Genomic DNA, 16,213 nt, shown 5'->3' with positions numbered 1-16,213 from the left:
TCATTGCCGCATGATTAAGGAAATCATCGCCGGGCGCCTTTTTAAAAATCACGCTGGCATACCCAGTACACAGAAAAAATGAGCCGTTCCCTCACCGGTTATTATTCGGCGGCCTCACGCCGCCAATTTCCGGAGGCTCACTTTCATTCGCCCTGCAATACTCCGTTATAAGGATGAGTCACTGATGAAATCATTGTATCGCCTCTCCCTCTTGCTGCCCTTGCTGGCCGCAGTGCCCACGCACGCCGCAGAATCCGCCGCGCAGTCGTCAGACTGGTATCCTTCCGTTTACGGCGCAAAAGACGAAATCGGCGCGGCCAACCTGCTCACGCCTGAGGTCGTATTACAGTCCGTGCAGTTGGTAAAACAAGGCAAGACATTGCCATTGGCGGTGCCCGTCGATAAAGATTTCCCAGCGTTCCGCCACCGCAGCTTCCGCTTATATAATATTCAGCCTGGTCAACAGGATGGTAAAACGCTTGGCCCAAATAAATTCACCTTTAATGATGAATTGGTGAATGCCTGGACCGGCGTCGGCACTCAGTTGAATGGCATTGGCCATATCGGCATCGACAATGTTTATTATAACGGCAATAAGGCGGCGGATTTCGTCACCGTAGATGGCGTGAAAAAATTGGGCGTGGAAAAAGTGCCGCCCATGGTCACACGCGGCGTCGTACTCGATATGACGGCTTATTATAATAAAGCGATCGTTCCGGGCGGCACCGAATTTTCCGTTGCGGATATTCAAGCGGTGCTTAAAAAGCAGGGCATCAGTTTACGCAAAGGCGACGTTGTCTTGTTCAACACCGGCTGGCTGGAGCTGATTGGCAAAGACAATAAAAAGTTCCTGGAAGTTGAACCGGGCATCGGCATGGAAGCGGCGAAATGGTTGGCCGACCAAGGCATCGTGGCCTTCGGCGGTGATACCTGGGCCTCCGAAGTTTACCCTAACCCGAAAAATGACGAAGAGTTCCCGGTCAACCAGTACCTGCTGGCCAAACGCGGCGTCTATAACCTGGAGCTGATCGACAGCCGCCCGCTGGTACGCACGAAAACCTGGGAATTCCTGTTCGTACTGGGGCAACCGCTGTATGTCGGTTCAACCCAGGTCAATATCAACCCGGTAGCAATTTACTGACTGGCGACACCGCCGCAGAAAATCAGCGGCTAACGAACACAAAAAACCCCGCCTGAGCGGGGTTTTTTTAGCGCTGTCGCCAGGCTTAGAACGGTTATATTCACCATAAATTATAGATAAATGACCGAAAATTTATAATTATCAACATGATAAAATATGCCTTATGTTAAATCGTTAAATTTTATGTCAAATTTTAGCCGTATCAACTCTCAAAACATTACAAATTTAATAGGGCTTTATTGAATAAATCGAACATTTTCTGAGTTTAAGGATCAGACCACGCATCTCCTGACAACGGAGGCAGTCCCGTGGCCAAGCAGAAGTTCAGACTCAGCACCGATAGCTCGATGCTGGCTGGCCTCCGTATTCTGTAGAACGCCGCTGGTTTGCCTGACCTGCTTCCCGCGTATGCTATCGATGCTCCACCGGATGCAACTGGTCCAGCAGCGAACCCACAGCCAGCCTCCGGGAGTTGCTGGCTCGACTCTCTCCAAAGAAGGCTTACGCACGTCTGGCAGAGCTGGGCATTGTGGAGCTGAAGACAAGCGCCAGCAAGCGTGGAGTGAAGCATTTCTAGAGTTTAATAAAGGACGGGCTGCTGTACGGCAAAAGCCTGAATTCACCGGGGAACACCAGACAGACGCAGCCGCATTTCTATGAATCGAAATTTGCGTTGCTAGTGGACACACTCGGGTCCTCTTGAAATAAATTAGGTGGCTCGTGAGAGCCACCCTTTAATGTTAGGTTTCAGACTACAAATTAAGAAACTCGTTTGGCAGATATTTCACCTTCATAGCTTTTCCAAAAATCAATGTGAGACTCGACCTCAGGCCAGTATTTATCTTCTTCTACGTCGGATTTGTGTTGCATGTCAAGTATATATTCACGACAGTCCTGATCAAAGTTCCATGATTCGAAAAATGAAACATATCCATAATTATTAATATTGAAAAAGCTTAAGTTTATATCGCTTTTGTAGTCAGAATCTTTGAAGTTCACCAGAGCATTTTCTATGTATGAAGTATCAACAACAGGGTAGGACTCTATTTTGTGAGTGATTTTTTTGTTCCGGTATTTCAAAATTTCATCTTTTGGATTTGAAGTCATAAACATGCCAATGTAGAATTTAAAGCTCGCCTCAATTTTTAAATCTTTTTTTAACTTCATAAGGTAAATGGATTTCCTCTTTGAATATATCTCAGAAAATTCATTATGCAAATTAAACAAATAATCACTAGAATATTCATATGCCGAATTCTGGTATAGTGACGAAACTATAAGTGGGAGAGGCATTTCTATTTTCTCTTCAAACTGTTTGGTATTGTGCAAAATATCGTGAATGATAAGTGCAATAGCCCCATCATTTTTGGTTTTAATGGCGTCGAAAACACTTTTTGCACTCGCATCCTCATTGGCCAATGTTTTATAGAACTGAGCATGGTCAAAAAAGGAAAATTTATGAAGTAAAGACTGATATTCAACATATTGGTTAGGTACGCCTTTGTCGTTGGTGAAGGCTGAGTTTAATGCAACCAGGTAAAGAACATCATTCCTTATGAGGGAGCGGATCAGAGATGAGTATTTCTTTTTCTCTTTTAAGTCAGCCTTAGGGTCATAATAACTATTGTTAATATATTTTAATGCATGATAGAGAATTCTCATGTAAGGGCTTATAAAGCTTTGCCCATGCATTAATTGATGAGCTTCCTTTAAAGTTATAGGCGCTCTGACCGACTCAAAAAAAGATTTCCCATGGACACTATCCAAATATTTCTTCACAATCTCATGCTGCTCATTGTGCAGCTCAAGTAATAGTGTGAAATGGCGGGCAAACTCATCGCGGCGCGTGTTGTTCATTGTATGGTCGAGTGAATCTTGGGCTACTTTAGTGCTTATGGATGCTGCTTTAGCAGCTTTTGCCGTGTAGACTAATGCTAGGGCAGTGACGAGAGCACCTATTGCAGTGGCAATACCAACATATGGGTCTGGAGTTTTATAGTACTCTGTCCAGATGAGATCCCACCAAGCCATAAAAGTATCAATGCACATTTATTATTTCCTTCCAAAACTATTGCTGCACGGTCCGGTAAAAAGCTGAACCAATATTGAAACTGTGAATGCATGTTACACGTATTATTCTTCCGAATATTCATGCTTTTTACTACTTCATTTGGCAGGTTAGATACCTTGTAAATGAGACTCCACAAGGTGGAAGTCTGGATGTGGTGTGAATACGAAAGATGGAATTTAATCTGCGAAACCCGCATTAAGCGGGTGTCGTTGAGTTTAACTATTGCGTGAATATTGGTTCGGGGATTAAGTTTGTCAGCCGATTCCCCGCCGTTTCAGCTCGGCACGTATGAAGACGTTGTCAATCGTACGAAACAGTTCAGCCAAGGAGTTGGGAGTATCAGCTCTCTCCAGACATTGAGCACGGTAAACTTCAAATGCGGAGCGAGGAACACTCCTATAGTCCAGGCCAATAGCCTCGTCGTGAGGACAGAATTTGTCTACTGATATGGGGTCAGTCCAGGACGCTTCACGCGGATCCTTCTCGACTTTCGGAATCGCGACTTCATGCCAGACGCTGGATTTAACTGGCTGGCAAAATTTAGTCAACAATCTGACGTTATACGGTAATCCACCAGAGAGTACTGTTATGAAAATGGATGCCCGCCGCGCGCTGCAAATGAACACGGCGGTTGAAGAGAAGTACAAGGTCAAAAGAGAACGATAAAGTTTGCCGTTCAGGGTGTTACTTAACTCCCTGAGCGATTTTTTGGGTTCTTTTTTTTCTTGTCCCAATTTTATCAACGTATTTTACAGCCTGTTTATGATCAGTTTCTCCCCTACAGTAAAAATGTACAAAACCATCATTAGTTAGAATTAAGATGTTTCCATCGGGCTCAAAAGAAACACCTTGAATTTTATTCTGAGGCGTACCAACTGATATAGTCTCATAAGCGTCAAAAGTACGATAATCAATGAAATATAAAATCCCTTCATCGCTAGCAGCAACTATAAGTGGGTCAATAGGCGAGACTTTTATAAAAACTATTGCATTGTCAGATAGGTGTTCTTTTAAGAAGGAGTTGGCATCTCTATCTAGGGTCCACGGTTTATATAAAAAATCTTGTATTAATTGATCATCATTTGTTATGTGTATCAGTGAATCTCGCCTCGTAGAAAATGAGCGCACGGTTTCACCAAGAGATAAAACCCTCTTGACTTCAAATGTGTTGTTGTTAACAAAGAAAATGTTACCACTTGAGCACGAGAGTGTGACAGTCTCAGAATCAATAACATCTATACCATAGACGTATAATAAACTATCAATATCAACATTATTATAAACAATCCCATTTCCAGCTAATGAAACCGAATGGACACCATTATCAGAACCTATCCATACAGTATAGTCATCAATAAATTTTGCTACGTATAAATTATCACTATAAATAACTTCCTTGTGTTCGATGAAATTTATATTATCCAAGATAACAAATTCTGTCATGCCTACTAAAATGGTGTATTTGCCATTTGGTGACACTTGGATACATCTAAAATTCCTAAAGTCAAAATCTGGGTTTACTCTCGTATTTCCAACTAGGATCGAATTATCATCAATGGCTAACACCATACCTGTATTAGAGCTATAATCGACCCCGAGTATAATTTCCTCCTTTAATTTATAAATATTGTATGCATAAGTTTGATTAACTGCAAATATTGCATGAAAATTACCATACACTACTTGCTTCCTGTCCAATAAGCTGATGCCAATCTCTTCCCCACTAAAGGGAGTCCTAATGGCATGGACATATTCATAGTTAGGCAAATCGCCAAAGGTTAGGGATTCATCAAGGCATGAGTAAAACCACGGCCGTTGATCTGCTGGAGATAATTTAGTAACTTTAGCACCAATTGTTTTGAACACATCGTCTATACCTATATTATGTTTGAGAATGTATTCACTTAAATTTTTCGCATAAAGACTAATCCCTTGCCCCTCGAAGGCTTTCGCTCCTGAACTGGTTGAATAGGCAATCGCAAGATTTTTGTATGTATCAATATTTGGCTCAAAGCCGATATGGCTAGCAAATGATGTGTAATCGTTATCTTCCCAACCTCCTACACGATTGCGGCAAGAATCCAAAACAACCACCTTCGCTTTTGCTTTTTTTTCGATTGCCATTAACAGCTTATCTAGGTGGTATGTATACATGGCTATTTGATATGCCGTTTTTCCTGAAAGATCCACTGGCAATAGATACCCTCGACCATTTATTTCAAGTGCATGGCCAGAGTAGTAAAAAAATAATAATTCATATTTTGGACTATTTCTTAAATTTTCAAAGATGTTTTCAAAACATTGTATTTTTAGATTGTGATATTTATCAACGGTAAACCCTCTACTCAACAGAGAATGCTCTACTGCTGCAATATCATTATCTGGAGTTTCTAAATTTAAATCCTCAAGGTCATAAACACTATTACTTATTAAAATCGCATGCCTTTTGCTCATCAACTTTAACCCCGCTCTAAAGACCTTTGTAGTAGCCACGACAATGTTAATTGTCTCTAATATCATAATTTAACGGCAATTTTTCAATCATCTTTATGCCAGTCGCCAGATTTTTAGCAATTTATGTAAACAAAACCGCATACCCAACATGAATCCTCACCGGTGCACTTCAGCTAATCTCCCGCCCTTAACTAAGGGGGTAACGGACTGTGCTTTCCAATTTCTAATGGCCAAATAGAAGTTGGAGCACCCGGAGATTCTTAGTTTTCTTGTATATCAGGTAAGGTTTTGTTCTTCTCATGGAATGTGTGCTGTAAAGCGAATTTTCGAGACCAAGCTGTTCTACCCACCCATGAAAAATTCGGTTGTATTGTCGGGTTGATATGTGCTGATTAGTTCCGCCCCGAGACCGAAACAAGAAGTCTTTACTAAGCAAATTGCCAAGCTTTATCAATGCAGCAACAGCCTCTCTTGTCCCTTTGGTTATGTCAAATTGCACAGAGCTACCGGTTTTTTGTTGCAACACCATAGCTCTGCTTGAAACAGAGCCACCACATGCAACATCACATTGATCTCCTCCCTGAAAACAGTGCCATGCTAAACTGAAGTTTCCGGTCTTTCTTCCATCTCACAGAGAGGCACATCACCATGAAAAAGACCCGTTATACCGAAGAACAGATCACGTTTGCGCTGAAACAGGCCGAAACCGGTACTCGCGTCGGGGAAGTCTGCAGAAAGATGGGTATTTCTAAGGCCACTTTTTACACTGGCAGAAGAAATTCGCTGGTCTGAACCTGACAGAACTATGTCGTTTGCGACAGCTGGAGGATGAAAATCAGCGGCTGAAAAAGCTCGTGGCTGACCTGAGTCTGGACAAAGAGATGACCAGGAGGTACTGAAGCAAAAGTTCTGAGGCCGGCTTAGAAGCGTCAGGCGGTACATTTCCTGCGGGAGGCTTACCGTATCAGTGTCCATCGGGGATGTGGACTGCTGATGCAGAGCAGAACCGTTTACCACTGGCAGAGTCGGCGGGATGATCGGGCGATTACCCTACGCATCAGGGAAATAGCGGAAACCCGGATCCGCTACGGTTTCCCGCGTATTCATATTCAGTTACGGCGGGAAGGCTGGCGGGTTAACCACAAGAAAACACACCGGATTTACTGTCTGGAAGGCCTCAATCTGCGCAGAAAGCGCTCGCACAGGCATGTCAGTGCAGCACATCGTCAACAGCGCCCCATCCTGACCGGTGTCGATCAGTGCTGGAGTATGGATTCCGTGTCGGATAATCTGTTTAATGGGCGGCGTTTTCGGGCGCTGACTGTAGTGGATATTTTTAGTCGGGAGTGTCTGGCGATCCACGCCGGAAAATCGCTGAAAGGCGAGAATGTAGTCAGCATAATGGAAGCATTACGAGTGCTGGATAAGCACCTTCCAGTAAGCATTCAGACGGATAACGGCACGAAAAGTCTGGATAAATAGGCGTATGAACACGGTGTCACAATGGACTTATCACGTCCCGGAAAACCGGCAGATAACCCGTTTGTTGAATCATTTAACGGTAGCCTACGGGACGAATGTCTGAACATTCACTGGTTTCTGTCACTGGAAGATGAGCAGGACAAACTCGACAACTGGCGCAGGGAATACAATCATGAGAGAGCACTTTCATCATTAAATGACATGACTCCGGCTGAATTTATCCAAAGTCTCCAGAAAGACGAAGATCTCTGATTTAGCATTGAATTGATTTTGGGCCAGGGTCAAAAACCAAAAATGCTCAAAAAGTGCGCGGAACTAAAACAGGTGTGCTTACAGTACAAAGACAACTATGATAACCTCTCCTAAGTCGGTTTTTACGCTATGGAACAGGTAATATATGAGTGCTATAGAAAACCAAGAAATAGTTATACAAGCAGTTAACAGTTTACATCCAACAACGTTGTTTCACTTTACTAAAAATGAAGAGGCATTCTATAGCATTTTAACAGAACTTTATTTTAAACCATTCCTTGCCCGTGAGCGAATAGTTGGAGTAAAAGGAAGAAGAGATTTCGCGGTGCCAATGGTTTCATTCTGTGATATTAAGCTTTCTCAAATTCAAGATCATAGCAGCAAATATGGTGGATTTGGATTTGGATTAACAAAAGAATGGGCTGAGAAAAATGATCTTCATCCTGTTCTATATATGAATCAAGGCAGTGAGTTGTTTTCAAAGTATAATAAAAGAATAAGAAAACTAAAGGATGTTTTGATTCCTCTATGGTCGAGGCGATATACCCTTGATAATAAAGAGCGTAAGCACTTTGAAAATCTTAAAGAAGAGTACGCTGACCTTTATAATTTATTACGCTATATGAAAAATTATAAAGGAAAATTAGAACGGCCAAACAAAAAACCTATTGAAAATTATATCTACGCTGACGAAAAAGAATGGAGATATGTCCCACATCCATTTATTGGCGATTTATGGCCTAGCCTAAGTTTAGAGAAAGTGGTGGAACCTGAAGAGAAGGCTAATTTAAGTAGAAAGTTTTCTGAATTTGGTATTAATTTTTGTTTCGAAGATATTAAATATATACTTATCCCAGATGATAGTCACATTTCTAGATTGATAACTTGCCTTATGAGCACAGAGAGCTACAAACCTTCTATAATAAGTAAAATTTTAACAATGGATAAAGTAAAACAAGATTTCTAGCACATCTACTTAGCACATTTGTTAATAAATTTACCATTACTAGTTCAAGTAATCAACCTTATAGAGATCAGCTTGAATGATAGATTAAAAGTAATAACATCCAATATATCCATAAATTTAATTTTGACATAATACTCACTTTATTGATTTATGCCGAGGAACTCATGGAAAATCAGGTTGATATCAAACTCCGAAGATTGATAAGGACGCGGTATAACGCCGCGTTAGAAGGTTGGAGTGGATGGAAATGGCTAGAAATCGGGCATGGCGCCGTCACCATATATCTCGTTTAAAATTCAAGCGAGAAAAATACCGAACTGGAGTGGATAAATCGCCGAAAGTTTTAGGGAAAATTTATTGCACACCTTGTGCTTGCTCTTGTTATTTATGTGGCAATCAAAGAATTCATCATGGAGTGAACATTCAAGAGCGTCGAGCCTTGCTGCTTTTCACTGATTGATTTATATAATCTTAATCTATTCGATAATAAAAAGGCTCCAATCCCTGGAGCCTAAATTGGAAAAGCGCTCATTAAAACTATTACTTTCAACTACATCACAGAATATTTTCCCGTGACATATAACCAACAACCGATCCTTTCTCTACCAAAAAATCTAATATTACTAAGACCTCTTCTTTCAACTGTTTGGTTCGTCTAATTCGCTCACGCTGAGTGTTAACATACCGCCTAACCAAACATTCTAAATAATAAACAGTATCATTTTCCAATTTCTTTTCCCATAACTTTTTATTAACCGACAATATTTCTGAAAGCCAGGTTATACCTTGATTAAGATAGCAACTGGAAATGTTATTCAAAGATTTGGCAAGAGAATATACAGTTGAAGGGCAATGACCCATAGTCCTAGATACATCGCAAAAGAATTGACTATTGCTATCTTTAAATGTGTGCCAACCATTAGAATTTTCTTTCCATGGAGATTCAGCAAAAAGGTAACTTTTTATAATTTTATCTACATACCAATACCTATCTCCATCCTTGCACAAAGTAACCACTTTATCAAAAAACAAATCCCAAACCTTCCAAAATTTGGTGTAAGTATTTATTCTATCTTCGGCGAGAATAAATTTTTTAAATAACTCTGAAATAGGCTCTGAACCGTTGAAACCATCAAGAAAAGGTTTTATATAATCGGGAATATCGCTCACGGGCGCATGAAGCGTAAAGTAGGCAAATCTTTCCAAGAAAGACTGCCGAAGAGCGTAATCAACTCTATCTTCTCGAACACTTGACAATAGGCTTGTAGAAAATCTTTTAACAATTAAGGAAACCAATTGCTTATGTTCAATATTAACAGTATCAACTGGAATTAATTGGAAAGCTGTGTTCAAAATATGCAGATCAACTTTATCCATACTTCCCAAATCATCTATAGATATTTTATTATCGATGACATTTGATATGCAATGCTTATAGTTATTTAAAAACACCTTATTAATATTTATTTTTTTAATGTCATAGTCTACTTGACGATAACTTTCATGAATGATTTTTCTTGAAAGGATTACATATTTTGGCTTTAAAATCAAAAAACCAAACAATAGAGACCGCATATCATCAAAATAGTCTAGCCATAATTTATGAATCACCATACTAGGAAATACTGAGTAGCGCCCACTTGCCATTCCAATAGAGTGGTCATTAAACAGTGTTAAAAGTAATATTGTTTTTATAGTCTCCCTTTCCATTGGATAATTATGATAAATCACAGGTAAGGCTGAAATTGCCGAGGTTGTTCCATCTAGTACCTGATAATTATAGCCTTCCTTCAACGGAAGTTTAGAATACGCTAGAACAATATCTTTACAGTATTCTCTCTCTTCATTATTCAACTGATTAAAATATTCTAATAGTAATACAGAAGAAACGTCTGCTGGTATATTACTGTTTAATAGTCGGAAATCTTCATCCCCTTCCTCATTAAGCTTGCTTATTATTTCTTTGGTCTCTTGTAAAGCAATTTGCGGATTGTCCTCATACATTCCATAATTCTTATAACGTTCATCCTTTTCTCTTTTATAGCTTGCCCATAGTTTCAGCGTCACATACTTCATATGCTCGGAATTTTTCTTTATTGCTTCCTCACTATATTGCTTTAGTTTAGGGTCAATCTCAGGATTGAATGATATCTCAATCCCTTCATCTTTCTCCTTAGTAGTTATTTTCATCTTTCGCCGATCCATTCTTGCCAAGCAGAGCCTCCACGTCTTATCGGCTTCAGTTTCTTGAGCTTCATCTGGAAGCTGATTATAGTATTTGTCGAAAATATCCCAGAGCATTTGTTGCCTTTCAATGGCATCTTTCTCCGTTACATTTTCACTCCTGAAAATTTGATAATGCAAGGCAAGATTTTCAAGATAAGTATTTCTATGCACATCATCGCAAGCTTTAATTCTATCTTCTTCGTGCAAAGAGTTTCTGTAATCTGCACCGCCAAAGCCATCCCTGAGGGAGATTAATGAACTTTTATGTGTTCTGTCTAGAACCATTCGATTCATATCAAAATGGAAGAAATCCTTTGTTTGGAATAGTACTTTAGCTACATTGAATGTCTTCTCAGGGAATGCAAGTACAATACTCGTAACTACTGCGGAAATAGAAGCTGACTTGGTATTTCTTAACAAAAAGAGAAGCCAACTTTCCAACACTTTCGAGTCTGAATTTTTAAAATTCTCAAGAAAAAATTTTTCCAATGCCATATGAATTGATGAAAGTAAGTAGGTAGAGACCTGTGTTCCTCGATATGAGCACCACAGACGATTGCATATATATTGCTTTATAAACTTTCCTTCCTCAATAAAGACATCGACTTCTTCAATTTCGTTTTTAGCAAAGTGGGAGTGGGCAAAACATATCGTTGTCTTGTTCGTAAAATCAAGAATAAAGTCTATTGTTTTTTTGAACTGTGATTGTAGTAACCAATATATAGGAGTCTGATATGGACTTTCTGGATAATAGTCGTGATGAGACCTAAATAGACCGAACTCATCTTCAATATCCATACTGTGATAACGTTCGCCTTTTTCTTTAAGTGGCCGATACCAGAACAGATCTGCCAATTGTAGAACATATTCCGGGAGAGATGCCCAAACCGGATGTGAATCTAAGTCAGTAAGGATTAAGGTCATAAGATCGAAATAAGGGGTACCGTGCTCGTTCCACCTATTTTTAAGAACCTTAACTAAAACCTCTTCCATTTCAGGTTTAATCATGGCCGCCCCATGAAGAATCGTATGCAGAATATTTTTCTCATTATCCTTTCCGGATAAATAGACATCCTCATCTACAGTCCATTGATAATATTTTAGGGCTATCAAACTAGATAATCGAGTCGTTTCACCCACTTTGTTTCTTTGATTCCACTCTTGAATCACCGGAAGTATAAAATTAATATTTCTGATCCCGATTTCATCTAAATTATCATAGATAAATTGGATCACACTCTGCCAACCAGTTCCCTTAGGCTTAGTAAGAACATATTTAATGGAAAGCAGATCTGAATTACTTACACCTAACTGTTTAAGAAGATCGTAATCAACGTCCTTGCAAGCAAGCCTCAATAAGAAAGTAAGTCTTTTTAAAAGATTCTGGTCACTACTAAGTAAATATCGTTTAAAGTAATTAAAAAATATGCTTGAATTGTCGGAAAGAAGGACAGCTACCCATAACTCGTCTTTCCAAAATTTTGATATTCCTTCTCCACAGACTATTTCTGCGATAAAAGGCTTTATGGACTGGTCATCTAAAAGCAATCGTTCAGATATCCAATTCCGAAAACTACGGCGAACAGGAAGTGATTCTCCTATCTTTTCGAAGAACTCGTTATTGTTCGCTTTACGGATATAATCGACAGAAATTTTCTTTTCTAATGCCCATTCCTCGTATATATCATGTGTAATGAAGTAACCAGCAGCTTCATAGCCGACAATTCCGTCTTTAACTAACTCATCTAAAATTCCAGTATCACATGCCGGGGAGACAAAAAATTGGCCCTCACTAGCCCGCTGAAAAGCAGTCGCTAAGAAACACTGCTCCCGAGAAGGTTTATTTTTGACGATAATCTTATTCCAAAGCTTTTCTTTGAAGCTCACATAATCGATGCTTTCACCGGTATAGAACCTCAGATATTCACTTAAATAAAATGGATTTTTGATTAGTTCTAATAATCGAACATCTTGAGGAAGGCTAAATCCATTGTTATCAGATAACTCTATTAGCTCGCCGCGTTCAAGGTTCTTTATTACTAAGTTTCCAGGAGTTATCTTATAAATATCTATGAAAGCATAGTTCAGATCTGCCAAGTAGTTGTTACGGGTTGTGAAAACAACCTGCCATTTATCCTTTATTAAAACAGTCAGGAATTCTTTAAAAGGATCGATATTGGTCAGTTCTAAAAGCTTTTCAGCAGAATCTACGACTATGACTTTACGTAATTCGTCTTGATGAGCATTAGAGAAATCGTCTAAGCCATGCGCACCGAATAGCTCATTAATGCTGTCCTTTTTAAACTCGCTAGCCTTAAAGACATAGAAAGGAGTGCATTGTTTTTCTGCTTCATAAATTTTTTTGATAACTGCTGTTTTTCCAACCCCGCCTTCTCCGCTGACGATGACAATTTTTTTCTGAACTAGATTCTCATTTAGAAGTTCTATGCATTGTCGTCTGTCAATTTCAATACTTCTGTCTTTGAACTCTATATTGGTTTGAATTTCATATAAAACATTTTCTGTGTGCTTGCGCTTTTCTTCTAATAAATCAAAGATGCTTTCATTAAGGGAGAAGAAATGTTTTGCAATCTTTTCATTCTCAACTATTACAAACGGTGATTCAAAAAAACTAGCAACTCTCCATACTATTTCGATACCCGACTCATATGCTTTCTGATCAACTTCAATTTTTATTTTGGGATCGTTACTATTTCCGACAGTTTCCGAATAATTATCAGCGTTCTTATCGTCTTCAAGTTCATGGGACTTTCTCCCCTGCCCCCACTCTTGATTAGTATAGAAAATGATTTTACTTAATCCTGGATAAGCCTTTTTGCTTTTCCCAATCATTTCTATAAGATCAGCTTTGTTATCCGACAATTTTGTGTCATAGAATTTAGATTGCCAACCGATAAGTTCATTATCTTTGGTTATTGGATTAGTTTCGATACCAGATTGATTCTTATATCTAAATATACCTGCGGGTATTTTGAATTCTTGACAGAACAACAAGTAGCAAAACCACTCAAAATTATCTTGAGGATTCTCACTAAATTTAGCTTTAAAGTTACCCCAGTTTGGTTTGACCATTTAATTATTCTCCTATTTTTTTGTAAATAACTGCCCCTACACAGAGAAATGCACCCTCGATATCGTACTCAGCAACTATCTTCTTTCTCCATCAGAGCGCTCACGGTCAATCTTTGTCAGCTGCGCATTAAGTTGATGTTCTGTCATTCCATGTTTGTATGCATTGTATTGCCAGATCACAAACTGTTGTTTGTACCTCCGGTTCTCTTCCTTAAGCTCTTCGATTTCGCTTTCAAGATTCACAATCCTCGCGGCTGCAATGTTCAAACTAGCTGGGCGCGGATTTTTGGGGCCACGGCCTTTAAGCGCCTCTTTCTTTGTTTGATAGGCAGTCACTATTGCCTCATGTGCATTAAGGGACTGTCTTGACGGCAACTTTCCGACCAATGGTTCTGCCGCCTCACAAATTGCTGACCAGGACAGTTTTGGTTCCTTCCATCCTCGAATTAGATTTACGATGGCGTTAATGTCTCTATTGTCCAGATGCTTAGCCAAGGCCACCTCCTAACAAAGTTGTCAAATCATCTAACATCACAGCTTCTTCACTTTCTTTGCCTTTTTGCTCGATGGTCACAATAGACGTCTTTGCGACAACACGGCGAAGCTGGCTGAAATCATTGCCCCGGAGCTTAATCTGGACACCATTTTCAATGTCTGGATTCTCTAAAATAGCCACTAGTTCACGAAACCGGGTAACAGTTTTCTTGTGGTACTGATACCAGCGATCAGTTCCTATCTCACCACTTTCCACTGCTGCGTCAGCAAGAAAAAACAGTCGCTCCAACTTCTCCAGACGTATCTTAATGCGATCCAACTTTTCAGCATCATCGTCTTTAATGCAAACCTGTTCGGTACAATTGACGCAATCTCGGAATTTCTCACAAGGACTCATGGTGTAATCATGCACACAGTAGCCATACTCCGCCACATGGACTGCGGCATGCTCTAAGGTATTGAACTCCTGCATAGTCACGGGCAGATGCTTTGCCACCTCGCCAACAGGCCCAAATAGCGCTGTTGTGGGATCAAGGCGTTCAGCCATGCCAACCAGTTCGTATTCAGTCATGTGGTTGTAAGTTCGATTCTGTTTCACATCTGCCCGCCCCGACCACTTGGCAATTTCCAAGTTTGACAGGCCACCGCGCTGGGTAATGGTGTTGAGCAGGTGTCGAGCCTGATGTGAGGTTAATTTCACCGGCTCTCCGTTTACAGCATGGTAACCATGGCGATCAAAGATACTGGCGTGTTTTCCTTTCAAGGACAGACGAGGCGTCAGATCACTGTTGAAGAAATTATTGGTTGGCTTATGTAACTCAACTGGTATGCATCCTCTGTTCCCGTGAAACTGATTTACGTTCAGTACAAACAAGGCATTGCTGTACCTAATTCCCTTGTCTTTATCAAACCACGGAAAGCCATCCGGTAAACGCGCTATTGTGTGCTGCCACAGGCTATTTAGCGTATGTACACCATCCTCTTTAGCTAAACCTCGATTACCAAGACACGACCTGCACGTCTTTTTAGAGTGATGTGCAAAACCGAGCGCCATACAAGCCTGCTTCATCGTCAATGGCTCATCATCGGCTACACTGGGACAGTTAGCATGGCGGTAAAACTTATTCGGGTGTTTCTCGATCCACTTGGCCAGTTGTCGTGCATTTTCAGAGAGCACTCTAACTCTAGCTACGGCTGTCTTAGCTATACCGACCATCACGGTGGGTATCCATTTGATATCACCCTCATAGCCTTTCCCCGCAAAAAAACGCCAACCATATCGTTCTATCCCTTCACGATCCGTTTCAAATACCTCGCAATCCACAGGCAGTGCTAACACCTCAGTAATACGTGAAGGTGCCGACATCAACATGGCAAAAACCGATGTTGTAAATATGTCTCGCTCATGAATTGGGTCGTTGGCAAAAATTTCCGCCAATGCATTAAGAGCAATATCACTCGGAAGTTTATCTTCCCTATTTTTCTTCGCCTCTCTGCTCGTTTTGTTCTTATCCTCTGCACGTTTAATTGGATTGACCCAATTTTGTACAGCACTTGATACAAGCTGGTTTTCAGCTACAAACTTAGCCAGGCGCTCAATCTCACGGCCACAATGATATGCGGAGCCATCGGAGTAGTAATGCTTTGCCAATTCAGCTGCTTCATCCAGCACAGAAATCGACAGGCCATCAATATTTGCGTTTCCGTTTACTTGAAGCAAAGCCGCCTCAACCGCACGGAGGGCTTTACTTTCATTCTTTGCCCTAGAGAGGCTATGCCCCTGCTGGTAACGGAAATAGGCTTTGGCAAAATCAATGAAAGCAGGGTCTTGCGTCTCTCCCAGTATGGGTTTTCTCGTAATAATGCCCAACTTGGCAAATACAGTCATGTTTGGCCAAACAGGAGCTTCCCAATTGAGATCAGAGCCGAATACAGTCAATTGATATCGGCACTGGGATATGAATGCTTCAAGGTTTTCTGCTGCTGTCAGCGTAGCCTTTGGCTTAAACAGGAAAATCTCAGCCATTGGTTA

General features: G+C 40.4%; 8 protein-coding genes and 2 pseudogenes. 4 read left to right on the top strand and 6 right to left on the bottom strand.

The annotated features are described in order from the left end of the window. Positions 1-184: 184 nt before the first annotated feature. The gene (locus ACMGF9_RS01615) at positions 185-1,141 is read left to right on the top strand and encodes a cyclase family protein (protein WP_049189118.1); all 957 of its coding nucleotides are present in this window, start codon (positions 185-187) and stop codon (positions 1,139-1,141) included. Between the two features lie 759 nt (positions 1,142-1,900). Here ACMGF9_RS01615 and ACMGF9_RS01610 read toward each other — a convergent pair. Then, positions 1,901-3,190 carry a putative phage abortive infection protein gene (locus ACMGF9_RS01610; RefSeq protein ID WP_414160505.1) on the bottom strand — a complete coding sequence of 430 codons (1,290 nt, stop codon included), beginning with the start codon at positions 3,188-3,190 and terminating at the stop codon, positions 1,901-1,903. 457 nt (positions 3,191-3,647) lie between these two features. Here ACMGF9_RS01610 and ACMGF9_RS01605 point away from each other — a divergent pair, with 457 nt between their 5' ends. Continuing rightward, entirely contained in the window at positions 3,648-3,878 is a 231-nt protein-coding gene (locus tag ACMGF9_RS01605) for a hypothetical protein (RefSeq protein WP_333031563.1), read from the top strand. A gap of 18 nt (positions 3,879-3,896) precedes the next feature. Here ACMGF9_RS01605 and ACMGF9_RS01600 read toward each other — a convergent pair whose 3' ends face one another. Together ACMGF9_RS01600 and ACMGF9_RS01595 are read right to left on the bottom strand one after the other, a co-directional pair. Continuing rightward, entirely contained in the window at positions 3,897-5,666 is a 1,770-nt protein-coding gene (locus ACMGF9_RS01600) for a caspase family protein (protein WP_414160504.1), read from the bottom strand. 223 nt (positions 5,667-5,889) lie between these two features. Further along, positions 5,890-6,231 (bottom strand): annotated as a pseudogene (locus tag ACMGF9_RS01595) (tyrosine-type recombinase/integrase); the annotation flags it as partial. Between the two features lie 83 nt (positions 6,232-6,314). Between ACMGF9_RS01595 and ACMGF9_RS01590 the strand changes: the two are divergent. Next, positions 6,315-7,400: pseudogene (locus tag ACMGF9_RS01590) on the top strand (IS3 family transposase). A 145-nt stretch (positions 7,401-7,545) separates the two neighbouring features. Continuing rightward, on the top strand, positions 7,546-8,367 hold the full coding sequence (locus tag ACMGF9_RS01585; RefSeq protein WP_414160503.1) for an abortive infection system antitoxin AbiGi family protein: 822 nt from the start codon (positions 7,546-7,548) through the stop codon (positions 8,365-8,367). Positions 8,368-8,922: 555 nt separating this feature from the next. Here the strand turns inward: ACMGF9_RS01585 and avs4 are convergent. The 3 genes from avs4 to ACMGF9_RS01570 form a co-directional block, all read right to left on the bottom strand. After that, positions 8,923-13,686: an AVAST type 4 anti-phage nuclease Avs4 gene (gene avs4, locus ACMGF9_RS01580; protein ID WP_414160501.1), complete on the bottom strand. Its 4,764-nt coding sequence runs from the start codon at positions 13,684-13,686 to the stop codon at positions 8,923-8,925. A 75-nt stretch (positions 13,687-13,761) separates the two neighbouring features. Then, positions 13,762-14,181, bottom strand: coding sequence for a hypothetical protein (locus ACMGF9_RS01575; protein ID WP_333031557.1), 420 nt, complete (start codon positions 14,179-14,181; stop codon positions 13,762-13,764). Continuing rightward, complete coding sequence (locus ACMGF9_RS01570; protein WP_414160500.1) at positions 14,174-16,207, bottom strand: integrase; 2,034 nt, start codon at positions 16,205-16,207, stop codon at positions 14,174-14,176. The genes ACMGF9_RS01575 and ACMGF9_RS01570 overlap by 8 nt, the downstream gene beginning before the upstream one ends. Positions 16,208-16,213 lie beyond the last annotated feature (6 nt).

This window comes from Serratia sp. BNK-23, from assembly GCF_047456145.1.
Classification (GTDB): Bacteria; Pseudomonadota; Gammaproteobacteria; order Enterobacterales; family Enterobacteriaceae; genus Serratia; species Serratia nematodiphila.
This window is presented reverse-complemented; position numbering and strand designations above follow the sequence as displayed.